The following is a 23,616-nucleotide window of genomic DNA, read 5'->3' as shown; positions in this document are numbered from 1 at the left end:
TTTTTTAATATCTCAAGGTTCTTCGAAATTAACCGCGTTTTTTCCCCGTTGGCCAAGGCAATGTGCCACATTTTATGATTTCGGGCTTATCACATTGGGCCAAGTAATCACCTTTCTTCTCCTCATCCCATATCTTGTATATTATCCTGTGGGAACAGGGGGGCTAACGTTGGTTTATGTAAAAGGGAAGCAACTGAACACAATAGAAGACATACCGGGATTCGGGCAATTTTCTGAGGCCCAGCGTACCACTGCCGTCCGGCTGCTGAACAGCAGGGAGTCCTTTTTTTATGACAGCTCCCGACAGCTTCAATTCGAAATCACGTACCGTTCAAACATTGTTTCTTCGGCTTATGCCCTGAAGGACAGCGGAGCGCGATTTGCGACGTTTCAGACATCAAGAGCGAACCGTAATTTCTGGATTTTAACGGCCTATGGCGGATTTCTTATTCGTCCTGATGTAACACCGGCGGATGCGATTACCGATATTTTTGTCAATGGGCGAAAATATGCCTTCGAATGCACAACTTCCATGATGATTATCCTTTATAAAGGGCTGTTGGAGACGATAGGTCCGACAACCTTTAATCAGCTTTTCCGGGGACTGTTGCTGTGGAGCACGGAACATGATGAGGATCTCCAGCTGACTGCGGTGACAAGCGGGGAATCATTGCCGGGAGACATCCGGTATATCCAAAATCCGGAGTTTCATCCTGCGACACCTCAATGGCAGGGCGAGAATTTGATTGATTTAGGAAATGGAATGTTCTTCGGTCATGGGATTGGGGTGGGAATGCTCGGAGAATTTATTGAAGTTCTCAACCAGCGGAGACGTCCGGGTGCCACGACGTCAGCCTTTTTGACCGGGCAGATCATCCGTCCGAACTTTAGAAGAATGGCTGAATACACAGGACATCCGCTTAGGCGTCTGCTTGTATAAAAAGACCACCCGGCAAATGTTAACCGGGTGGCCTTTTTGTAATTTATTGAATGTAAGGAAGCGGGTTGACCGCGTTGGTTTTACCTGCGTTCCAAGGTCCTTTGTGAAGCTCAAAGTGCAAATGCTGTCCAAAGGAATGGCCGGTGTTCCCCATGTGTCCGAGGGTTTGTCCCTGGGATACTGTCTGGCCGGAGCTTACTGCGCGGTCTCTCATGTGCGCGTAAACAGTTGTGTAAAGCTGCCCGTCGATATAGTGGGACAGGAAGACCACATTTCCGTAAGTAGATGAGGTGTATGAGCGGATAACTGTACCGGATGCCGCTGCATGGATTGGTACAATTCCTCCAGCTGCAATGTCAACACCTGCATGAAACTTGTTCCATCTGGAACCGAGCTGTGAAGTGACAACACCAGCGGATGGGAAGATGAAGTTCCCGGCTGAGCTAGGCGGTGTATAAGATGGTTCTGGTTCCGGCTCAGGTTTTGGAGCAGGAGGAGCCGGTGCTGGTGCAGGAGCAGACTCATGGGCAGGCTGGCTTGCTTTTTCCTTTGCTGCACGTTCAGCTGCTGCTTTTTGGGCGGCTTCTCTTGCTGCCGCTTCTTTTGCTGCTTTAGCAGCAGCCGCTTTCGCTGCCGCTTCACGGCGCGCACGCTCAGCGGCTTCTTTTTTCGCTCTCGCAATTTCTGCTTTAATTGCTTTTTCCTGGTCGGCAAGAAGAGCATCCTTTTCTTCAAGCTGGCCGATATCATCATGAAGATGCTGTTCTTCGCTTCGAAGTTCCTTCATGATCTCGTTTTTCTTGCTTTTTTGATCTTTCAGCTGGCCTTTTAATGAATTCAGCTCATCCAATTGGCCGGTCAGTGAAGAAAGCTTCGACTCCACTTGCTGTTTTTTCTGTTCGACAGCCTCTTTGTCACGCTTATGTTCTTCCAAAATGGTTTTGTCTTGTTCCGCAATGATGTTCAAGCTGATCATGCGGTCAAGGAAGTCACCGAATCCCTGTGAACCAAGAAGCACTTCTATGTATTTTACAGGGCCGCCTGTTTCGTACATATTACGAACGCGTTCTTTCAATAGGGCATCACGTGCTTTAATGCGTTTTTCAAGTTCTGCAATTTCATTTTTTAATTTTTCGATGTCCGCTTTCGTTTGGGCGATCTCATCTTTTTTTGTCTCAATATCGCCTGCTGTTTTTTTCAACGAAGCTTCGAGCTTGTCCAGTTCCTTCAGGAGCTGGTCTTGTTCCCCTTGTACTTTTTTAACCTGATTGTTTTTCTTCGCTTGTTCCGCATGGTTTTCGGCTTGCTTTTGTTTAACCTCTTTTAACGTTTCTGCAGATGCTGATGTGTATGTTAATCCGGATAGTCCAATACTAATTGATAAAGCAGCTGTTAATATCTTCCTCTTCAACAAAAATTCCCCCTCTTACTGCAAATGTTACCAGTCTATTAATCACAGAGATTATTATAGCATTTAAAATCGACAAGTTTTCGTGAAATAATATTACATTTCTATTTCATAATATTACATTGGTCGATGGATTTTGACATGAACTTGGATAAATGACCCAATTAAGAGGTTTATTGGTGGACTTGGATTTGCTGGGGAAAGAAAAAGAGAAAAAATTGTCGATTCATGAAGCAGATAGTTTTATGGGGAGAGAAAAAGCCCAAAAAAGCATCCGCAGCGGAATACAGCGGATGCTTATAAGGATTATTGAGTTGGTTTTTGGCGGTCCAGCGGAAGGGTGATGCACCGGAAGGCACCGCCTGATTTAATGATCTCGGAAATATCCACCTCGATCACGTTATATCCTCTTTCTCTTAGTTTTGCATTGATTCGTTTATTCACCGGCAGTGCAAAAAGGTTTTTTTCTCCGACCGACAGGATATTTGTACCGAGTGTAAATTGCTCATCTTCATCAATTTCAATCGTTTTGTACCGGGATGTCAGCAATTTCAGCTCCTCTTCATGGAATGCAGGAGGGTAAATGATGGCTTCCTCGGGTGATAAAACGTTGAACACGCAGTCAAGGTGCAAATATTTCTCGTTAAAGGGAACCGGGATAATCGTATAGTCGGGCTCATGCTGCTGGAGATTGGCAATCGCTTCCCGGCTTGTGCGGTGGCTGACGCCAACATAGACCGTTTTCCGGTCCAGAAGGACATCTCCGCCTTCAATGCTGTCATGCTGCAAATCTTTGATGGTAATGTGCTCTTCATTCATCCACTCTTTCAGTATCTTTTCTTCTCCCTGCCTGATTTCCCGCCCCATAGCCGAGATATACAGGGTATGTCCGATGGTAAAGCCGATATCTCTCGTAAAAACCTGCTCCGGGTATTCCTGTAAGGAGGGGAGGCAGTGAACTGTAATCCCTTTTTCTTCAAGGGCTTTAATAAATGTCTTGTGCTGTTTTACCGCACGCTCTGTGTCGATGTTTTCGTCGGCATAATACTTCTGTGTTTCATTGATTACCTCGCGGATTTTCATAAACTTCGGTTCACACAGAATGACATCTTTCAGTCGGTCATATTCGCTGTAACAAGCCATTTGATCCCTCTTTTTCTGCATCGTTTTCTCGTCGCGTTTGTTAAGACTCCTGCTTTATTCTTTCCAAAAAACAAGAATAGCATGCTGCAGAACTCAGCCTTTCAGTAGCTTTGTAATGGTATAAGCAATTAATTGCTGAGTAGCCTGCAGAGAAGAAAGATGGAGGCGTTCGGTCCATTTATGCGCGTCCCGGCCCAGCGGCCCTAAATTCATCACAGGCATTGTCAGGTCGTTCATTTCATTCAATGGAAGAGTGTACCGTTCACCATAAACCGGCATATTGTCGAGCAGCGGACGAAGCTCCTCCTTTTTATAGGAAAGGCCTACATAGCTTAAGTCGGAAAGCCCGGCAAAATAGTTTTGTTTTTTTAAGGTGATTTGGAATTGTTCCTGGGCGAACTGGATAACGTCTGCGGAAACCTTCTGGATCATTGCATCTTCCCTTGATGAAACAGCGGGATAGAAGGGAGGAGCATAAAAAAGAACGATCATCGGCGCGTATTGCTTGCAAAGACTCGCCAGGTCATTGACCAGCATGGTGGTCACATCCCGGTCATCAAGGTGGGGATGGGTGGACAGAATATAATTTTCCCGCCTTGTAATCTCTTCCTGGCCATGAAGTTCAAGAGCCCGTTCATACAGCTCCTGAAACGTTAAAACAGTAATGTCTGGTTTTTTTATATCAAACGGCACAAGCTTCGAATAAGCAAGAGCTTTTTCATAAAAAAAGGATTCCACTTTTTCGGCAGCCTCTTTGGCAAGTTCAAGCAGCTGCTGGTTCACATCCGTAAAGGATTTTTCCATCAGCAGTAAATTAAACATAGTAACGGCTGCATGAGGGATTTGAACGGAATAATGATCCTTTAGATCTTTTTGAAGCAGATTGGCTGGGGGCGGTATCGCTTCTTCCTCAAGCGTTTCGCAAAAATCCAGGTTCAGCTCCAGCAATCTTGTGATTTCCGCTGCCATAAGGTTTCCGTTTAATCCGCCAAAGGGCTCACCCACATGGGTTTCCCGGCCGTAGCAAAGAAAACCGGGAAGAACCTTGCCCACTGTCCCCGTATATAAATAATGATTCTTGTCTCCCGGGTAGCGGGTAAAGGCAGGTTCTCCGTTCAGGCAAGCTTTATAGGTGATTGAAAATTGTTTTTTCAATTGCTCAAGAACAGGGATGGCAGCAAGCATACCTGCAGAATTCACTTCTTCGTCAGGAACGGAAACCATCAAAATATTTCCGGGGAAGTGACCCTCGGCCGCCTTTTCAATCATGGAAAGGTGAAGGGCCACACCTGCTTTCATATCCATGGTGCCGCGCCCAAACAGCCATTGCTCATTCTCCATATCTTCCATTAAATCATCCGGCAGATTTTGCAGTTGTTCGATTTGTTCCGTCAGTTCCGCTGGCCGGAATGCAAGATGCTTCAAGTCCCCATAATCTTCTATATTCACCACGTCAAAATGGCTTAAAAGTACCACGGTATCCTTGTGTGGGCCGTTTTGTACAAATGCCGTTAACAGCTTGCGTCCATCGGGCATCGGCTGGAGCTGCAAATGGCCGGGGTTGTCTTTGTAATAATCCAGGGAGCTCAATGCATAGTAGAGATGTTCAGCCATCGCAATTTCAGCCGGTTCAGTGGATATGCTCGGTATTTCGACGAGTTCTTTTATCAGTGCGGTTAATGATTCCTTGTCTTGCCATCTGCTCATATGATCCCTCTTTTCTAAGAAGTAGCTTGTTTGATATTGTTTGATATTATCCTAACACAAATGTAAATTCTTAAGAATCTTAAGAAAGATTGAAGGTTTACTGGGATTTATTGACTCCTTCTCACTTGCTCTGTAACATCGGTTTTATACCAGGCAATACAGTTACGGAGGGGTAAACAATGATAGAGGTTAAGGGGCTTTCCCATGAATTTCGGATTGGGAAAAAAGGAAAGGAAAAAGTTGTACCAGTACTGCATCAAGTGAATCTGCATGTGAAGCAGGGGGAGATTGCGGCAATTGTCGGCAAAAGCGGATCAGGAAAATCAACCCTGCTTAATTTGATCAGCGGCTATATTAAACCTTTAGCGGGTACCGTTACAATCAATGATATCGATGTAACATCTTTTAATGAAGGCAAATGGGCAGATTTCCGGTTAAACCATCTGGGGTTTATTTTTCAAAGCTTTCAATTGATTTCCAGCATGACTGCATTCGAAAATGTGGAGTTGCCGCTCATTCTAAAAGGGATGAATGAAAAGGAAAGGCAGAAACAGACACAGGAGATGCTCGAAATTGTGGGGTTATCGGAATATGGCGGACATTATCCCGGTGAATTATCAGGCGGCCAGCAGCAAAGAGTGAGTATTGCCAGGGCGCTGATTGTTAACCCTCCGATTATACTGGCAGATGAACCTACGGGCAGCCTTGACAGTGATAATGAGAAGGAGCTTCTCGCCTTCATTCAAAAGTTGAACAAAGACCGGGGGATTACCTTTCTGATCATCACTCACGATCAGGAAGTGGCACAGATCGCTCACCGAACAATAGAAATCACTGATGGATATGTAATGGAAGGGGAAAAGATCTATGAAGTTCAGGGATAGGTATCGCTTTGTCCGCGCTAATATGAAAAAGAATAAAACACGTGTCATCATGACCGTACTGGCTGCAACGATTGGCTGTGCATTTTTGATCGTTCTTGCTTCCATTGGTTTTGGCATCCATAAAACAGCCATAAAAGACATTACAAACGGAAGGCTGATGACTGAAATAGAAGTGCATGGAGAAAAGCCTTTCACGTTGGAGGAAATCCAAAAGCTTGATGACCTTAAAAACACAAAAACGGTCACTCGCAAACAGATTATTGAAAACAATTTAACCTATCATCTGAATAAATATGAATCACACGCAGAAACCATGGTGGCTGATCTTCCTGCAGAAAAGAAGGCGGGATTTGAATTGAGCAAGGGGAGGATGCCGATACATAAAAATGAAATTGTTGTTGGGTACGATTTTGCCAAGGGTTTAATAAAACCGGTTCCGGATGAGGATACGAAAAATCTATCGGAACAGGAAATGCAGAACAAGATGAAAGATAGCCAATATAAAGGGAACCTCCTCGGGAAAACCGTTCAGCTTGAAATTCAGCAGCTAGAGGGCAAAAGAATGGTAAAGAAAAATTTCCCTCTCACCATAGTCGGTATTGGAAAGAAACCGTCCAAGCAATGGATGATGAATGAGTCGGTATTTATATCTGAAGGGCAGTTAAAAGACATTGAGCGTTTTACCAAAACACCGCGGGGAATCATGAATTCACCGGAAAACAAGAATTTAAAGATGGATTACAATGTATACAATGATGTCAAAGTATACACCCATACAGCGGATGAAGTTGAGGGTGTATCCAAAAAAATTGAAAAGTGGGGCTACAGCACTTATTCTCCACAAAATGAACTCAAGCAAATCAACGTGATTTTCCTGATTATTAAAATTGGATTGATTACGGTCGGTACTGTTGCCGTATTAATTGCTTCTATTGGTATTTTCAACACAATGACGATGGCTGTAACAGAGAGGGCACAGGATATCGGTATTATGAAAGCTATTGGCGCCCACCCGGGTGTGATCAAAAAAATCTTCCTGATGGAAAGCAGTTTTATTGGGGTAATGGGTGCCCTGATTGGAACGGCGATAGCCTATTTGTTCAGTTTTGGAGTGAATCTAATTCTTCCTGTACTGATCGAGCAGTTTTTTCATGAAAAACCGCCGGAGAACTTTTACTTCTCCTACATTCCAGTGACCTTACCCTTAATCTGTATAGCGATTTGTTTCGGTGTTACCTTAATCTCGGGATTGCGTCCGGCCGTCCGTGCCACCCAAGTGGATGTTTTAAAGGCACTGAGAAGGGATATATAAGACTAGCCGCCTTTTAATAAAGGTGGCTTTTTCTTTTTTTAATGAAGGATGAATAGTAAGCATAATTAATCATTTCTGATAAAATAAGGATACTAGCAGTTTTTTTATAAGTGGAGAGGAAGCGAACCAATGGAAGAAACAATAGAGGAGATTGGCCGGTGGATAAGCACCCAAAAAGATAAGAGGTTTGTGAATGATAATACGAGAGACCACGACTTTCTTCTGGATGCCGTCATGATTTCTGATTTTATTGATATTATCGGCCAAAATTTATTTCAAGATAAGGAAGATTTCAAAGAAAGCATCGATTCTTGGACAAAGAGAGCGGCGGAATTCTATTACCAGCGCCAAAAAGAGGTGGAGACTGCCATTCAAGAGTTAAGTCTGCTGCGCCAGGAAATTTGGAGCAAACTGGAGTATGCCGTTCAACAAGAGCTTTTTTTAGATATGAATGTTTTCGAGATGGGTTCATTGTTGATCAGAAATAATGACTATACCATCTACTCTTTAAGTCAGGCCTTTGAAAACAAATATAAAGATGATGTGGCTCACAAGGAAGAACTGCTGAGGGAGCAGGAATCCGTAATTTCCGAGCTTTCCGTGCCCATGATTCCGTCCATTATTCCAGATACCATCCTTGTTCCTTTAGCAGGCGATCTTTCCGTTCACCGTCTTGAACAAATCCGCACCAGACTTTTGTATGCTGTAGCCAGCCAAAGAATGACTACTGTTATTGTGGATTTTACAGGAATCACTTCGCTTCAGGTTTCTGCCCTGGGCGTACAGGAGCTGGCTCTTCAGATTGAACAGCTGACCGCTTCATTGCGGCTTATGGGGGTTGATGCGCTTTTAACAGGGTTCAGTCCTGAGCTCAGCCAGGGCATTGTACAAGCTGACATTTCTTTGAATGTTCCGGTATTTTCATCCTTTAAAAGTGCATTAACTTATTTGGTTCATGAGAAAGGTATTACAATAGATGATTTAACCACGAAATAAATCGTGCAGTGGAAGGGTCTAAAGTTTCAGAAACTGGAAGTATGTCTGGAAAATTATCCTTCCAATGGTTTATTTCTCTTGCAATAGGTTTAATTATCCTCCTTTTCCGTCAACACTCTTAATGAGTTGACTTTTTAAGGAGGTATTTTTATGCGGAAATGGGCAAAAGGTGTTGGTATTCTTACGCTTGGTATCCTGCTTTCAGCGTGCGGCAGCAATAATAATAATGACATGGAAAGTGAGCAAAAATCAGAAGGGGCATCCAGCATGTCCAAATCCTCGCCGGTAACGGTCCAGCTGATGGATTCAAAAGGAAAGCAGGCAGGTACTGCCACGCTGGAGCAAGCCGCTGAAGGAGTAAAAGTAAAAGTGGAAGCCAAAGGGCTGACTCCGGGCAAGCACGGCATCCATTTCCATGAAAACGGAGTATGTGAAGTGCCGATATTCGAATCTGCGGGCAAGCACTTTAATACCATGAAAAAACAGCATGGCTTTGAAAACCCGAAGGGACCTCATGTGGGAGATTTGAAAAACATTACCGCTGACCAGTCGGGAAAAGCCAGCGGTGATTTAATGTCATCTCTGGTTACGCTTCAGGAAGGCAAGGATAACTCCCTCTTGAAAGAAGGCGGTACAGCTCTTGTTGTCCACGCCCAGGCGGATGATTATAAAACAGACCCATCCGGTAATTCAGGTGATCGTATACTTTGTGGTGTAATCAAGAAATAGCATGAAAACCGGCTTTGCTGAAGTGAAGCCGGTTTTTTTCTATTCATTATATCTGCCAGGTATATTGTTTGGTTTTTAACCGTTTTCTCTTCTGAAATGTGATTATTTGTTCGGAAATGTAACTTTTTTCCGAACAATACTTTATTTTTACCAAGAATTATTTTATAATATGTCTAACTTCATAGACTCGTATAATAGCAGGGATATGGCCTGCAAGTCTCTACCGGATCGCCGTAAATGATCCGACTACGGGTGTCGCATAAAACGTGTTGTTTTTTGGTATGAGAACTCCACGTTTCTCTTTCGGGATTATTAGACCTGAGGGAACGCTTCATTCGTAGAGAGGCGTTTTCCCCGGGTCTTTTTTTCGTGTTTTTATCAGTAAACTCGTATACCCGCATAAAGGAGACAGATTATGAACTTTCTTGAAGAAGTTATCTTAAAAGAAGGACAGGCGTTATCAGATAAGGTGCTTAAAGTGGATTCTTTCTTAAACCATCAGGTTGATCCGGAAGTGATGAGAAAAGTGGGGGAAGAATTTGCCCGAAGATTTAAGCATGCCGGGATCACTAAAATCCTTACCATTGAATCGTCTGGCATTGCACCGGCCGTCATGGCAGGACTGGAACTTGGGGTAAAGGTGGTTTTTGCCCGGAAACGGAAGTCGTTGACTCAAATTGAGGATTTGCTGACAGCCAATGTCTATTCATTTACTAAGGAAGAAAAAAATGAAATATCTGTTTCAAGGAAGTGGCTGACTCCTGGTGACAATGTGCTGCTTATTGATGATTTTCTGGCTCACGGAGAAGCGGCACTGGGGCTTGCTCATCTGGTGGAGGCAGCAGGGGGCCACGTCGCCGGGTTTGGAATCGTCATCGAAAAGTCGTTCCAGTCAGGAAGAGAAAAGCTTCTGAAAAAAGGCTACAGGGTGGAATCACTGGCTAGAGTAGCATCACTTTCAAATGGCTCGATCACCTTTACACGGCAAACAGAGGAGGCGCAGATCTGATGAAAATGACGAATGGTAAATTGTTTTCTCTGGGCATCCAGCATGTTTTAGCGATGTATGCTGGTGCAGTGATTGTACCTCTGATCGTAGGAGGGGCACTGAAGCTTTCAACCGAACAGCTGGCCTATCTCGTTTCCATTGATTTGTTGACGTGCGGCCTTGCCACTCTTCTGCAAGTATGGAACAACCGTTTCTTCGGAATCGGTCTTCCCGTGGTTCTCGGATGTACATTTACAGCCGTAGGGCCGATGATTGCCATCGGATCTCATTACGGTATTTCAGCCATTTACGGTTCCATTCTGGCGGCAGGTGCTGTTGTTGTTCTCCTGGCGGGCTTGTTCGGCAGAATCCTTAAACTTTTTCCGCCGATCGTCACCGGATCGGTGGTTACGATTATAGGTGTTACCCTCATCCCGGTCGCTATTCAGGATATGGCAGGGGGACAGGGGAGCAAAGACTTTGGTTCACCGGAAAACCTGATGCTGTCGTTTGGCGTTCTGGCCTTTATCATCATCGTGTACCGTTTATTCACAGGATTTATACGGGCGGTCTCCATTCTGCTCGGATTGGCGGCAGGAACGATTGCCTCTTTCTTCATGGGGAAAGTGAATTTCGGGCCGGTGGCTGATGCTTCATGGTTCCATATGGTGCAGCCGTTCTACTTTGGAGCTCCAACATTCCATGCAAGTGCTATCCTAACCATGGTTCTTGTGGCCATTGTCAGCATGATTGAATCGACCGGAGTATTTATTGCCCTCGGAAAAATATGCGGCAGGGAAGTTACGCCTGAACAAATGACAAAGGGATACCGGGCGGAAGGACTGGCGATCATCCTTGGAGGGATTTTCAATGCTTTCCCATATACGACCTATTCCCAGAACGTCGGGCTTGTTCAGCTTTCCGGTATCCGGACCAAAAATGTCATCTATACGGCCGGAGGAATGCTTGTCGTTCTAGGCCTTGTTCCCAAGGTGGCCACGCTGACAACCTTGATCCCTACACCTGTCATGGGAGGCGCAACCGTTGCGATGTTTGGAATGGTGGTGGCTTCAGGAATCAAAATGCTGAGCGAAGTGGATTTTGGCAAACAGGAAAACCTGTTGATTATTGCTTGCTCTGTCGGGATCGGACTTGGCGTAACCGTTGAGCCGGATTTGTTCGCAAAGCTCCCGCAAGGAGTGCAGATTTTAACAGACAACGGCATTGTGGCAGGAAGCTTAACCGCCATTGTCCTGAACCTTGTTTTTAATGCAGAGAGAAAAAAGGTAAAAGCAAAACAGCGAAAAGAAGCAGCCGTCGGGGCCTTTTCCGTTAAATAAAACATAGAGCGGGCAGCATGATTGTGTTGCCCGATTTCCCATTATAGAAGGTTTTTATTTTAAAAATACGGGTATAGATGGATAGAGTAAGTCAAAATAAGGAGGAAAATAAAATTGAAATACTGCAAAGACTGTTTAACCATTCTGCATCATGATCACGGAATGGAAGGCTGCCCTGTATGTGAAGGAACCAATACCCAGGAAATCGTCATCACCGTGTTAAGCAATGAACGGAATAAGCAAGGCGCATAAGACATATGATATGTCTTATTTTTTTTTGCAAATGTATAACTTCTCCCATTTTCCTGTAGGATTTTTCAGTTTGAGTGTATAATTAGTCGTCCATTCACTTTTTAAAAGGTAATGGAGGCATAAATTACATTTGCTCAATGGATTTCCTTTTGTTTACAATACAGATATCGCCATAATCGCTTAAGACGCATCGAAATGTTGTGAAGTTACCGGCGAAAGCGCCGTGGTTTAGAAGTAGGGAGGAATTTTGTACATGAAACACACAATGGACGACAGGATAAAAAACAGAAACAGCTGGTTTAAAATCCTTTTAATCAGCTTATTTTGCATGGTACTCATGTTTAAAGTGGCCACTGCCAAATTTACGTTTCATTTTTCGGATTTATTATCATTTATACTGGCCATATTTGCGATTGCGATTTCTGTATTGTATTACTCCAAGGTAAATGAGGTTATCCAGCTGCTTGGCGGAAACAATGGCAGCCTGTTCAAACGAAATAAGAAAAATGGTATAACCGCTGGTGCGAATCCATCAGAACCTTTGAAAAATGAGGCTGAGCTGCAAAGGGATCTCGAAGAGCATAAAGACCAGCTCAAGCGGGTTAAAAAGGTACAAAACGAGATTATTGACCGGCTGATCGCCAATCATGATCAGCTGGAAGAAGATAAACGCGATTATATCGGTTATCTGCTGCAAAAAGAAAAAGAGGCTGCGCTTATTCAGCTGGATATTGATAAAGTGCTGGCACAGCTTTCCTCAGAGGACGAAGCCGATGCAGGAGCCTTTGCTGAAGGCATGGAAATTAACAGTTTGGGTGATGTAGTAGCCGTGCTCGGGAAAGATGTGATCCTGAGTGCAACCTTCGATGAACTCAACCAAAAGGTTAAAGCGGTCCAGCCCAAAATGAGTAAAAACACGTATGAGGATTTATTGGATGCCGGCCTTGTTGATCAGCATTTCAACATTACACGCAAAGGTCTTAAAGAATTTCGCAGCACCGCCAAGAAAATGAAAAAAAGAGCATAATGTGATGCTGCAAGCTCCCTTGACGGGGGCTTGTTTTTTTTCTTTTAGAACGGGAATGGATGGATTAAAGGAGGGTGTGCTGTGGAATTTACCATTCGGACAGTAAATGATCACCAGGAACTTGGATCTGCGATTGATCTATTGGGGACGGTTTTTCCTGAGGAGCAGGCGTTTTTCCAGAATCGCCTCGAAAGAGAACCTGCCTACACATTTAACACCACATGGATTGCTGAAACAGAAGGTGATATGGCCTCGGTCGTTCAAATCTATCCATTCTCCATTTGGGTCTCAGGTGTTGAAGTCAAAACAGCCGGCATCGGAAACGTGGCCACTCACCCGGACTACAGGGGGCATCGATTGACACACCGGATTTTGAAGGAAATTGAACAAAAGCTGTTAGAGCGGCAATATGGTTTGTCCAATTTATTCACCGGCATCCCTGGCTTTTATGAAAAAGCTGGATGGCAGACCGTAAAACAGCCCGTTCCCATTGCACAGTCTGGCCACATGAAACAAACATGGGACAGTGCATTTCCTGATGGGAAACTGGATATTGAAACGATAAATGGAAATGACATCCAATCCATTCGTATCATATATGAAGCTTTTTCAATCAGTCTGAACGGACCGCGCATCCGGTCTGCTGATTATTGGGAGAAACAAATAGAAAATGACATCGAGACCAGCTATTTTCAGAAAGCGGTAAGGGACGGCACCGTATTGTCCTACATTCGTGCAGAAAAAAAGGATGAAGTACTTATCATTCATGAACTTTGCAGTCAGGACGGAGAAAAAGACAGCATGATCACATTAGTGCTTTCGCTTCTCGATCCCCAAGTAAAAACAGTAAGGTGCCTGCTTCCCATGAATCATTTTATTCTGAAAGATATACCCTATGAAATAGAAGAAAATACGGAAGGCATGTGGAAGATTATCGATCAGGATGAAGTGCTTCAGCAATTTCAACCGATTTTTGAGCAGCGGGGGAATGATCTGGGGATGAATCACCTGCAGCTGTCGGCGCTTGAAGATTCCTGGCTTTTCAGCTGGGAGAACGGAAATGCAGAATTAAAGAGAACTGAGTTTCTGCACTATCTTATGAGGGGAGCAGATGTCATTCCAGACCGGCATGCCGGTATAAAGGAACTGTTTCCTGAGTCATCCTATATTTTCTGGTCGAGGGACCGTTTTTAAATTGTACAAGGAGGAAGAACCTTAATGAAAGAACCCAATAAACTAATGGTCGTAGCCCACCCGGATGATGAAATATTTTTCGGGGGAGATGAACTGATCCAGGAAAAAGGCTGGAAAGTGATTTGTATTTCCGACCAAAATGACGCTACCCGGAAAAAAGAATTTGAAAATGTCATGAAAGAAGTAGAAGTGACAGAATATGAGATATGGAACTATCGGGATGCCTGGACCGAACACATGAACCGTCCAAAACTTGAGGCAGATTTACTCCGGGTACTGGCAGAGAGGGAATATAGGAAAATTGTTACCCACAACCTGATGGGGGAATATGGACATCCAGAACATAAAGCCCTTTCAGAAATTATGCATAACCTGGTTGATGAAAATCTTTATATGTTTGATTTTACGATTAAGAAACTTCTTTTCGTCGATATCCTTAAACGCAAGCTTGAAATTCTTGATTTGTATAAAAGTCAAAAACCGGCCGTAATTGAGCTTCTTGACCTGATTGCCATCGCACGGACCGTAAAAGTTAAATGAATGTGAACAGAGTAGTTTCCCCTGTGATTTTATGGTAAGTTACTAACGATACATAAAAACGCACAGGGGGACTTTTTTACATATGCTGTTTGTTGCTAAGGCTGTTTTATATCTGGTTTTTTCTCTTTTTATCGGTACTTTTATTCTCTATTCCATATCTGATAAACGGCGTCCCCCGATTCATGTTTCAAAGAAAGGGCTTCTGCTGTGGATCGCCCTTATCCCTGTGACGGCATTTTCTCAAGTGCTTGAGCTGGCATTGAGTCTTGGGAAGGATTTCGGTTTCTGGCCCACGCTGAATGATATTTTGTTTTCCTTTGACATCGGCAAAGGCTGGTTTTTTATTCTGGCTTTATCCTTGCTTATATTTGTGATGGTTTATTTCAACGAGGTTTCGAAGGACCGTTTTTTGTCCAGGCTTTCTTTAGGCATAGGCGTCGTCCTCATCATCGCCATCGGATATACAAGTCATGCGGCTTCATTAAATCAATGGGGCGGGCTTTTTGCACATGCCCTTCATTTCCTTGCTGTTACAGGCTGGACGGGAACGCTGCTGATTGTCAGCTGGTTTTCAAAGGACAGGGAAAAGCTGTCTGCTTTCTTTAAGTGGTTTACTCCTTATGCCCTCATTTGCCTTCTGGCAACCATTGGCGGGGGGATTTGGCTGATGAACTACATTGTTCCCGAATATTTCAACTCCTGGATGATCGATTATGGACAGGCCCTTCTGATCAAACATATCCTTTTGATCGTTGTGATTTTTTATGCAGGAATTAACACGATCTGGGTTCGGAAAAACCTGGCGGATACGTCATTTGCTCCTTATAGATGGATGAGGCTTGAAGGAATCATTCTGCTTATTATTTTTGCGGTAACAGGCTTCATGACCCAGCAGGAGCCGCCGCATGACGTTTCCCAGACTTTGGCGTTTCAGAAGCCTTCCAAGCTGTTTACCGCCTTTGTTGAAGACAAGGTGAATATCAACTCAATGGTAGAAATTGTCCCAACAATGGCCGGCGCAGGATTGCTGGCCGTGGCTCTGCTGCTGCTTGCGGTGAGCTATTTTACGATTCGAAGAAATGTTTCTGTGACAGTGGCTTTATTGCTGACTTTAGGCGCTGCCGTTTCGTTTTATCTGGCTGTTATGTTCTCTGTCTTTATTTAAAGGAAAAAAGGATTCCATCCGGGATCCTTTTTTTATTGCCTGCTTTCTATTTGGGAATACGCTTGTTACAATGGCGGAAACGGGAGGGTCAGCGATGGAACAGCAGCTTCGTGAACAGTTTGATGGTTTGTTGGAAAAGTACACTGAATTGCTTCTTGGTGAAAGTGACGAGGACAAAAAGGAAAAGGTGAAGATGTGGGCTCTGTATTCTTATATATCGCAAACGATGCCTGCTTTGGCAAAGCATTGGAATGCGGAATATCCCCAAGGAAAAGAAAGCTTAAAAGAAGTAGTCTCCGAGATTAAGCAGCTGAATGAGGAACACCGCAAAAACAGCGGGAAATCCTGATTTTTTGCCTGAGACAGAGAGGAGCTTCGCGTTTTTCTTTCATATACTGATATAAGAATATTCCATAACGCAGACAGGTTTTCAGCAAAAAATGTCGAAATTTTTCAAAAAAGACAAAATAGAAAAACTAATGATATGATAAAAGCGCATACATCTTTGAAAGTTCAGTAAACTTCGGTGCCTGGCATCAGGAAAGAGAGAGACTGAATCTATAGGGGGAATTAACAATGGAACAGGCGATGAGAGATTTCTTTCTGTTTCTGGCAAAAAACAAATCGATGACAAAATTGGCAAAGAGGTACGGCCTTAAATTCGGGGCGAGCCGTTTTGTTGCCGGAGCTTCACTGGACAGCTCAATTTCGGCCATAAAAAAATTGAACCAAAAAGGAATGCCTGTCACGATCGACCATCTCGGCGAGTTTGTTGACAACGAACTGGAAGCGAAAGAAATGACAGAGCATTGTATCGATGCCATCAAAGCCATTGCAAAAGAAAATGTAAATTCCCAGTTATCTTTAAAGCTCACTTCCATGGGACTGGACATCAGTGATGACCTGGTAATGGCCAACATGCGAAAAATCATGGAAGCTGCCCAAAAGCACAATGTATTCGTAACCATTGATATGGAAGATTACAGCCGGTGCGAAAAAACACTGGAAATCTTTAAAAAACTTAAAAGCGAATTTCATAATATATCCACGGTAATCCAGGCGTATCTCTACCGGTCGCTGGATGACGTTAAAGCTCTGAATGAATACCATCCCAACCTACGGCTCGTGAAAGGCGCATACAAAGAATCACAGGAAGTCGCTTTTCCCGAAAAATCAGATGTGGATGAAAACTATAAAAAGCTGATAGAAACACATTTGCTAAATGGCAATTATACAGCCATTGCCACTCATGATGATGAAATTATCAATTATACAAAAGACCTTGTTAAAAAACATTCCATACCGTATGACCAGTTTGAGTTCCAAATGCTGTACGGCATAAAAGTAGAACGGCAGGAGCAGCTCATGCAGGAAGGCTATAAAATGCGTATTTATGTGCCTTATGGAAACGACTGGTATGGCTACTTTATGCGCCGCCTGGCCGAACGCCCGGCCAACGTCATGTTCGTTGTAAAAGGTGTATTTGGAAAATAAAAAAAGGATGCCCAATGGGTATCCTTTTTTGTTTGACTTTTTCTGAGTGGAGTGAAGCGAGCATTCTGAAACGGAAGTCAACTACCTCCAAAAAGCATCATTGTCCATCCCCAGCCGTCGTGAGAGGCTCCCGCTCTTTTCCTGTCTTTAAATCGATCACTTTCGTGTTATCTTTCGGAACAGGAACAGTTTTGCTTTTTGGCGCTTTATTGTGATTCTCCACCCAGTCCACAAGCATGTCAAAGGATTGGTACACGTAAGGAAGCAGTGGCTGCAGTTCTTTTTTCGGATCTGTTGCTGCATTCCATACAAGGCTGTCAACGTGGTTTCCTTTTTCAATGGTGTACAGGCGGTGGAGATTGCCGCGACCATTTTTCTTGATCAGCTTGTCATAGGGATCCGCATGAACAGAAGGGAAGATCAGTGAATCCCAGGAACCTGTCAGGCTGATCAGAGGGACATCAATTCTGCCAGTGTTCTGGATGGCTTCCACATTCCTTTTCACAGAAGCGGGGCGGGTGCTGTAGTCATAGTTTTGAAAAATAGTGTCATAAGACCGGTCGCGGACACCATTCGTAAAATTAAGGTAATTTTGCCATGGAATCCTGTTTGGTGCATTAGGGTCAAGCTCGTCCCTGTATATGTTTAAGGTGACAAACCAATAAACCTGATCGTGGTACGACCAAAGGTTTTCAGAGCCTTTCGGAAGGCCTGCTTTGTAAAGTTTTTCTCTTGCTTTTTCCTGCTCGGATGGTGTTCCATACAATGCCTTTTGGGCAGAATTCACCACTGGGGTAAGGGACGTGAGTAAATTAGGGTCATGCGCTCTCCACAACACACCCTCCCAATCGATTCCGCCATCGAACAACGAAGGTCTTCCGGATTTTTTCATGCCGTCATGTTCGAGTGCATAGCGGACGACATAACCGCCATTTGATATTCCGACAGCATACGTAGGGACGGGGTGTTTTTTTGTAACGAGTTTGCTCGCCGGATTGTCCTTATCCTCTTTTTTAATCAATTGTTGTGGATAATTCCTTTCAAGATAATGCTGAGCTGCAATCGTTAGTTGTCTGTATCGCTGATGCCATTCCGAGATGCTGTCCTCTTCACTGGCAAGCGCGTTTTTTACTTTTGCATAAGGATCGTTCGGATCAGCTGTTCCCTGTGTCCCTTTATCGATGGCTGCAAAAGCGTAGCCCTTTGAAAGCATATAGTCACTGAACAAAAGGTCGGTAGAGGTTTCATTTCGGGTCGCGGGGATGCCGGCCACAACAAGTTTGCCGTTCCAGTCATGAGGGACCCGGACTACAAACTGTGCATCCTCAAAAGCGCCATTCACCTGTGTGCCTGTAATTTCAGCAGGCTGATACAGCTTGTTCCAGCCCGTGCCTTTCGCTTTGTCGCCCCAATTGTAGGGAGCAAGTCCAAGATTTCCATAAACCGTAGCCGCTTCATACTGTTTCGGGTTTTTGGTCGTGAGCCAGTTACCGTCTTTTCCGTCAAATACCGTTTCTGTCACATTGTGAGCGCCTTTAAATTCAGGAAAGGAAGAGGCTTTCTTGTCGGCATGCGCGGTTTGTATGCTTGAAAAAAGAAGCAGTGAAGTCGCCGCGGTAATTCCAATCCATTTTCCCTTCATACATAATTCCTCCATTTAAACAAAGAAGAGCCCTGATGAATCATTGCAGGCTCTTCTTGTTGGTAGTTTGTTTTAAGTTTAGTATTTATTGAGCGGTATAGCCGCCGTCGATCACAACGGCCTGCCCGGTCACGCCAGCCGCTTTTTCGCTCGCCAAAAAGATGGCATAGTCAGAGATTTCTTTCACGGTAAGCAATCTTTTTTGCGGCACCAGCGGATAGATGACTTCTTCAAGTACTTTTTCAAGCTCCACGTTCCGGGTACGGGCCAGATCTGACAGCTGGTTCCGAACAAGCGGAGTGTCTACATATCCGGGGCAGATCGCATTGACGGTAATGCCATGTTCCGCGCCTTCAAGCGCCGCAACTTTCGTTAAGCCGATAACACCATGTTTGGCGCTGTTATAGGCGGCTTTGCCGGCAAAGCCGACGAGGCCGTTAATGGACGCCATATTGAGAATTCGTCCAAAGCCCTGTTTTTTCATGATGGGAAACGCGTGTTTTGTAGCCATGAAAGGAGCGGTGAGCATCACCTTGATGAGGAGCTCAAACCTGTCTGTCGGGAATTCCTCCAAAGGTGACACATGCTGAAGGCCGGCATTGTTGATCACCACATCCAGACGGCCAAACTCACTGACCGTGTCATCCATGGCTTTCTTTAAGGCGTCTTCATTACTGACATCACATGCGGTGCCCAAAGCTTTAAATCCCTGTTCTTTAAGAGAGGCGGCGGCCTGTTCAGCTCTTTCGGCGTTCAGGTCGCATATGGCCACTTTTGCGCCTTCTTTTGCAAAATCAGTGGCAATTTCCAGACCGATTCCACTTGCAGCTCCTGTTATAAAAGCAACTTTATTTTCAAGTAATGCCATTTCTGATTCTCCTTCTCGAGTATGTCTAGTAATCTTCTTTTCTTATACAATTCCAAACAGGTAGTAGATGCCAATCACAAAAAAGACGGCAATGGTTTTAATAATCGTCATGGCGAATATATCCAAGTACGATTGTTTGTGTGTTAAGCCGGTAACTGCAAGCAGGGTGATGACGGCACCATTGTGAGGAAGGGTGTCCATTCCGCCGCTCGCCATGGATGCGACCCGGTGAAGCACTTCAGGATCGATCCCGAGTTTGTCTGCCTGTTCCACATATTTATCACCCATGGTCGCCAGAGCAATACTCAAGCCCCCTGATGCGGATCCGGTAATACCTGCCAGGGCCGTTGTTGTGACCGCTTCGTTGACGAGGGGATCCTGGATGGTGTCTGCCATGCCTTTATTAACAGATGCAAAGCCTGGAAGTGCAGCGATAACACCCCCAAATCCGTATTCGGAAGCGGTGTTCAGGGTTGCAAGTAAAGCCCCTCCGATGGAAATGTTGATTCCGGCATTAAAATTCGTTTTCACCTGTTTGAAGGCGAAAATAAGAACGGTTACAATCCCGATAACAAGCGCACCCTCTACAGCCCAAACGGCTGCAAGTTTAGGGATTTCAACAGGTGGAACATCTTTCATTCCGATTTTCGAAAAATCGAAGACCGTTCCGTAATATTTAGGAATCATGGAGGTGAATACTTTATTGAAGATACCTACCAAAAGAAGCGGCAAAATCGCTATAAATGCATTAGGAAGGTTCTCGTCAGGTATCTGATCCGGTTCATTGATATGGCCGGTTCCATAGCCTTCTCCTGCTCTGGCAGCCTTTCTTCTTCTCCACTCGAGATACGTCATTCCGACGCCGAGTACAAACAGTCCGCCAATTAATCCAAGCCATGGGGCAGCCCATGTATCCGTTTTGAAGAAGGTCGTGGGAATGATGTTTTGAATTTGAGGCGTGCCTGGAAAGGCATCCATCGTAAACGTAAACGCTCCAAGAGCAATCGTTCCCGGTATTAATCGCTTTGGAATGTCTGCCATTTTAAACAGTTCGGAAGCAAATGGATAAAGAGCAAACGCTACAACGAATAACGAAACACCGCCATAGGTCAGGATAGCGCCAACCAGAACGATGGCGAGCATGGCCCGGCTTGGTCCGATGAGCTTAATAACAGCTCTCGTAATAGATTTGGCAAAGCCGGACATTTCGATCACTTTTCCGAAAATCGCACCCAGCAGGAATACCGGGAAATACAGTTTAATAAAACCTACCATTTTCTCCATGAATACACCCGAGAAAAACGGGAGAACATGGCCTGGATCGGTTAACAGCACCGCAAACAGAGCCGCAATTGGCGCAAACAGGATAACGCTAAAGCCACGATAGGCCACGAACATCAGAAAAAACAGCGCCAGTAAAATAATAATAATATCCACTACAAAAAACCCCCTATACTTTTCATGACCAGATTTCTTTATAAAACGATCTTAATAAGCATCCATCATCACGTGTTCTGATATGACAAGAGATGGATCGGTGCATTCCTCGATGTCCTCGATGGTATAGCCTTTCGCCACTTCTGCCAGCAGCAGCCCGTTTTCCGTCACATCAATGACGGCTCGTTCCGTAATGATGCGGTTAACCACACCCTTGCCAGTCAGGGGCAGGGTGCATTCTTTTAAAATTTTGCTGGTGCCGTCCTTACTCACATGATCCATAATAACGATGATCTTTTTAGCGCCATGAACAAGGTCCATTGCGCCGCCCATGCCTTTGATCATTTTTCCGGGAATCATCCAGTTGGCAAGGTCGCCCTTCTCTGATACCTCCATACCGCCAAGGATGGCGATATCGATATGTCCACCGCGGATCATGCCAAAGGATTCTGCACTGTCAAAGTACGAAGCACCTTCGATGGCGGTAATCGTTTCTTTCCCGGCATTGATTAAGTCAGGATCCACATCTTTTTCAGCCGGATAGGGGCCGATTCCAAGCAGCCCGTTCTCGGACTGAAGGACCACGCTTTTGTTGGCCGAGATGTAATTGGCAACCATCGTCGGCATACCGATTCCCAGATTGACATAGAAACCGCTTTCAATTTCCTGCTCAGCCCGTTTGGCAATCTTTTCTCTAACCGCTTTCTTATCCAGTGTTTTTGTGCTCATGTACTCTCCTCCAATCTGCTAGTTTGCTACTGTCAGTTTTTCAATTCTCTTTTCCTGTGTTCCCACGATCAAAGACTGAACATAGATCCCGGGAGTGTGAATCTCGTCCGCACCCAGACTTCCTGTTTCACATAGATCTTCAACTTCCACTATGGTCACTTTTCCGGCTGCCGCCATCAAGGGATTAAAGTTCCGGGCTGTTTTGTGATAAACCAGATTTCCCATATTGTCCGACCTGGCTGCGCGGATCAGGCTGAAATCAGCCTGGAGACCCGTCTCCAGCATGTATTCCTTTTCGTTAAATGTCCGGATCTCTCTTCCTTCTGCAAGAGGGGTTCCCACTCCAGCAGGTGTGTAGAAGGCGGGAATACCTGCACCGCCCGCACGGATTCTCTCGGCAAGCGTACCTTGGGGAATCAGTTCCACTTCAATTTCTCCAGCCAGTACCTGGCGTTCAAATTCTTTGTTTTCCCCCACATAGGAACCAATCATTTTCTTGATCTGCTTGTTTTTAAGCAGCAGGCCAAGCCCCCAGTCATCTACTCCACAGTTATTTGAAATGATGGTCAGATCCCTGGTTCCTGCCTCAACAAGAGCAAGGATTAAATTTTCCGGAATACCAACCAGGCCAAAACCACCCACCATAAGAACGGAGCCGTCCGGTATTTCTTTAACGGCATCTTGAAACGAAGATAATACAGGCTTCATGTGATGTTCACTCCTTTTTCAGACTCGGTTGTAGTCTTGCAAGTTCCATGCCAACTTAAATCCAAGCTGTGAAATAAAGAGTTGAAGAATTTGTGAACATTTTAAACTGTCTGATTTTCCGGAAAAACGGAAAGCGGCATTTTTTCATTTAGAAAATTACCAGTGTTCTAGTCAAATAACATCTATTCCGGAAAACCGGAAAATTTTCCGGAATATCGGAAAATTACATCACGCAATTTATCTTTTTCCATTGTTTGGATAGGGAAAGCGCAATGTCTTTGATAATTTTGTTGGTCTTGAAATAATAAATATGGGCAAAAGGGGACCATGAGGTAAAAATATTCCCGCTGCTGACCTCAATATCTTTGTTCACCGACCGGCTGTACTCTTCATTTAATGATTTAAGGGGGAAGGCAATGACATCATCCTGATCGTAATAATTGACCCATTCACCACTTAAACTCGGAAAGTGCGTTTTGAGTTGAGGAGAAGGTACATCAATTGGTTTGTCAAAGTCGTTATACCTGAGGGTCCATAAAGGCATTGGAGTGCCAAGGGTGTAAAAGTTGGTAAGCGTTTCTCCATTTTCAAGAGGATTATCTGACTTTAACTGGTTAATGCGGTCGGAAATTTTTTCTTGAAGATATTGAAGATCGTAAAAATAGTTGCTGGCAATCACTGTGCCAAGGCTATGGGACACAACGGTAAGAGGGGACACATCACCTGTCTTTTCCTTAAGTTTGTGCATGCCTGCGGCAACTGCTTCATGCACTCTTTCATAATTTGGATTCAAATGCGGAAAGGAAACAGGCGATGGCTGATACGCAATGGCATCACCAAAAAAGCGAATAACGAACTGGCGAAGAAAGGCATAGTTTAACGTTTTCTGCTGATTGACCTTTGCCCATAATTCTTCCTCCCGTTCATTAAAAACGCTGCCCCAATAAACGGGCACCATCTCCACCTGTGAATCCGGGACAGGATGGAAGGAGGCAATGTTTTTTGCAAAGTGGCTGCGGAGTGCTTTCATAAAGTCGTCGGCATAGGTTTCATCTTGATTACCGATCCCGTGCAGAATGAGAATACTGAGTTTTATGGACATACATGCCACTT

At 44.5% G+C, this 23,616-nt stretch carries 23 protein-coding genes and 1 riboswitch; of the genes, 14 read left to right on the top strand and 9 right to left on the bottom strand.

What is annotated here, in order from left to right; all coding sequences use genetic code 11:
• Window positions 1-169 precede the first annotated feature (169 nt).
• A complete protein-coding gene (locus QYB97_RS14030) occupies window positions 170-940 on the top strand; it encodes a protein-glutamine gamma-glutamyltransferase (protein WP_301166631.1) in 771 nt (256 codons plus the stop codon).
• A gap of 43 nt (window positions 941-983) precedes the next feature.
• On the opposite strand, the gene QYB97_RS14025 is transcribed toward QYB97_RS14030, so the two are convergent.
• From QYB97_RS14025 to QYB97_RS14015, 3 genes are all read right to left on the bottom strand, one after another.
• Window positions 984-2,351 carry a murein hydrolase activator EnvC family protein gene (locus QYB97_RS14025; RefSeq protein WP_301166630.1) on the bottom strand — a complete coding sequence of 456 codons (1,368 nt, stop codon included), beginning with the start codon at window positions 2,349-2,351 and terminating at the stop codon, window positions 984-986.
• Window positions 2,352-2,654: 303 nt separating this feature from the next.
• Complete coding sequence (locus QYB97_RS14020; protein WP_301166629.1) at window positions 2,655-3,491, bottom strand: dimethylarginine dimethylaminohydrolase family protein; 837 nt, start codon at window positions 3,489-3,491, stop codon at window positions 2,655-2,657.
• Between the two features lie 93 nt (window positions 3,492-3,584).
• Window positions 3,585-5,198 (bottom strand): M20/M25/M40 family metallo-hydrolase, encoded by a 1,614-nt coding sequence (locus QYB97_RS14015; protein ID WP_301166628.1) that lies wholly within the window; start codon window positions 5,196-5,198, stop codon window positions 3,585-3,587.
• 179 nt (window positions 5,199-5,377) lie between these two features.
• Between QYB97_RS14015 and QYB97_RS14010 the strand changes: the two genes are divergently transcribed.
• From QYB97_RS14010 to QYB97_RS13950, 13 genes are all read left to right on the top strand, one after another.
• On the top strand, window positions 5,378-6,082 hold the full coding sequence (locus QYB97_RS14010; RefSeq protein WP_301166627.1) for an ABC transporter ATP-binding protein: 705 nt from the start codon (window positions 5,378-5,380) through the stop codon (window positions 6,080-6,082).
• Entirely contained in the window at window positions 6,066-7,394 is a 1,329-nt protein-coding gene (locus QYB97_RS14005) for an ABC transporter permease (protein WP_301166626.1), read from the top strand. Before QYB97_RS14010 ends, QYB97_RS14005 begins: the two co-directional genes overlap by 17 nt.
• A gap of 129 nt (window positions 7,395-7,523) precedes the next feature.
• On the top strand, window positions 7,524-8,390 hold the full coding sequence (locus tag QYB97_RS14000; protein ID WP_301166625.1) for an STAS domain-containing protein: 867 nt from the start codon (window positions 7,524-7,526) through the stop codon (window positions 8,388-8,390).
• A gap of 150 nt (window positions 8,391-8,540) precedes the next feature.
• Window positions 8,541-9,119 carry a superoxide dismutase family protein gene (locus QYB97_RS13995; protein ID WP_301166624.1) on the top strand — a complete coding sequence of 193 codons (579 nt, stop codon included), beginning with the start codon at window positions 8,541-8,543 and terminating at the stop codon, window positions 9,117-9,119.
• A gap of 167 nt (window positions 9,120-9,286) precedes the next feature.
• A riboswitch (purine riboswitch) is annotated at window positions 9,287-9,388 on the top strand.
• A gap of 146 nt (window positions 9,389-9,534) precedes the next feature.
• Window positions 9,535-10,128, top strand: coding sequence for a xanthine phosphoribosyltransferase (locus QYB97_RS13990; RefSeq protein WP_301166623.1), 594 nt, complete (start codon window positions 9,535-9,537; stop codon window positions 10,126-10,128).
• The gene (locus QYB97_RS13985) at window positions 10,128-11,447 is read left to right on the top strand and encodes a nucleobase:cation symporter-2 family protein (protein ID WP_301166622.1); all 1,320 of its coding nucleotides are present in this window, start codon (window positions 10,128-10,130) and stop codon (window positions 11,445-11,447) included. Before QYB97_RS13990 ends, QYB97_RS13985 begins: the two co-directional genes overlap by 1 nt.
• A gap of 114 nt (window positions 11,448-11,561) precedes the next feature.
• Window positions 11,562-11,699, top strand: coding sequence for a hypothetical protein (locus QYB97_RS13980; RefSeq protein ID WP_301166621.1), 138 nt, complete (start codon window positions 11,562-11,564; stop codon window positions 11,697-11,699).
• Window positions 11,700-11,952: 253 nt separating this feature from the next.
• A complete protein-coding gene (locus QYB97_RS13975; protein ID WP_301166620.1) occupies window positions 11,953-12,726 on the top strand; it encodes a hypothetical protein in 774 nt (257 codons plus the stop codon).
• Between the two features lie 81 nt (window positions 12,727-12,807).
• Window positions 12,808-13,920 carry a GNAT family N-acetyltransferase gene (locus tag QYB97_RS13970; protein ID WP_301166619.1) on the top strand — a complete coding sequence of 371 codons (1,113 nt, stop codon included), beginning with the start codon at window positions 12,808-12,810 and terminating at the stop codon, window positions 13,918-13,920.
• Window positions 13,921-13,944: 24 nt separating this feature from the next.
• Window positions 13,945-14,460 (top strand): PIG-L family deacetylase, encoded by a 516-nt coding sequence (locus QYB97_RS13965; protein WP_301166618.1) that lies wholly within the window; start codon window positions 13,945-13,947, stop codon window positions 14,458-14,460.
• 82 nt (window positions 14,461-14,542) lie between these two features.
• Complete coding sequence (locus tag QYB97_RS13960) at window positions 14,543-15,625, top strand: copper resistance D family protein (protein WP_301166617.1); 1,083 nt, start codon at window positions 14,543-14,545, stop codon at window positions 15,623-15,625.
• A gap of 94 nt (window positions 15,626-15,719) precedes the next feature.
• Window positions 15,720-15,974, top strand: a complete 255-nt coding sequence (locus tag QYB97_RS13955; RefSeq protein ID WP_301166616.1) for a DUF2573 family protein — start codon at window positions 15,720-15,722, stop codon at window positions 15,972-15,974.
• Between the two features lie 227 nt (window positions 15,975-16,201).
• Window positions 16,202-17,119, top strand: a complete 918-nt coding sequence (locus QYB97_RS13950) for a proline dehydrogenase family protein (RefSeq protein WP_301166615.1) — start codon at window positions 16,202-16,204, stop codon at window positions 17,117-17,119.
• Between the two features lie 97 nt (window positions 17,120-17,216).
• Here the strand turns inward: QYB97_RS13950 and QYB97_RS13945 are convergent, their stop codons facing one another.
• The 6 genes from QYB97_RS13945 to QYB97_RS13920 form a co-directional block, all read right to left on the bottom strand.
• The gene (locus tag QYB97_RS13945; RefSeq protein ID WP_301166614.1) at window positions 17,217-18,761 is read right to left on the bottom strand and encodes an alpha/beta hydrolase; all 1,545 of its coding nucleotides are present in this window, start codon (window positions 18,759-18,761) and stop codon (window positions 17,217-17,219) included.
• 85 nt (window positions 18,762-18,846) lie between these two features.
• Window positions 18,847-19,629 (bottom strand): 3-hydroxybutyrate dehydrogenase, encoded by a 783-nt coding sequence (locus tag QYB97_RS13940; RefSeq protein WP_301166613.1) that lies wholly within the window; start codon window positions 19,627-19,629, stop codon window positions 18,847-18,849.
• Window positions 19,630-19,671: 42 nt separating this feature from the next.
• The gene (locus QYB97_RS13935; protein ID WP_301166612.1) at window positions 19,672-21,066 is read right to left on the bottom strand and encodes a GntP family permease; all 1,395 of its coding nucleotides are present in this window, start codon (window positions 21,064-21,066) and stop codon (window positions 19,672-19,674) included.
• A 51-nt stretch (window positions 21,067-21,117) separates the two neighbouring features.
• Window positions 21,118-21,795 carry a CoA transferase subunit B gene (locus tag QYB97_RS13930; RefSeq protein ID WP_301166611.1) on the bottom strand — a complete coding sequence of 226 codons (678 nt, stop codon included), beginning with the start codon at window positions 21,793-21,795 and terminating at the stop codon, window positions 21,118-21,120.
• 18 nt (window positions 21,796-21,813) lie between these two features.
• Window positions 21,814-22,503, bottom strand: a complete 690-nt coding sequence (locus QYB97_RS13925; RefSeq protein ID WP_301166610.1) for a CoA transferase subunit A — start codon at window positions 22,501-22,503, stop codon at window positions 21,814-21,816.
• 223 nt (window positions 22,504-22,726) lie between these two features.
• On the bottom strand, window positions 22,727-23,605 hold the full coding sequence (locus QYB97_RS13920) for a chemotaxis protein (RefSeq protein ID WP_301166609.1): 879 nt from the start codon (window positions 23,603-23,605) through the stop codon (window positions 22,727-22,729).
• Window positions 23,606-23,616 lie beyond the last annotated feature (11 nt).

It is taken from the genome of Fictibacillus fluitans (genome assembly GCF_030418125.1).
Lineage (GTDB): Bacteria > Bacillota > Bacilli > Bacillales > Fictibacillaceae > Fictibacillus_C > Fictibacillus_C fluitans.
The sequence above is the reverse complement of the archived record's forward strand: the minus strand, read 5'-3'. Positions and strand labels throughout refer to the sequence as shown.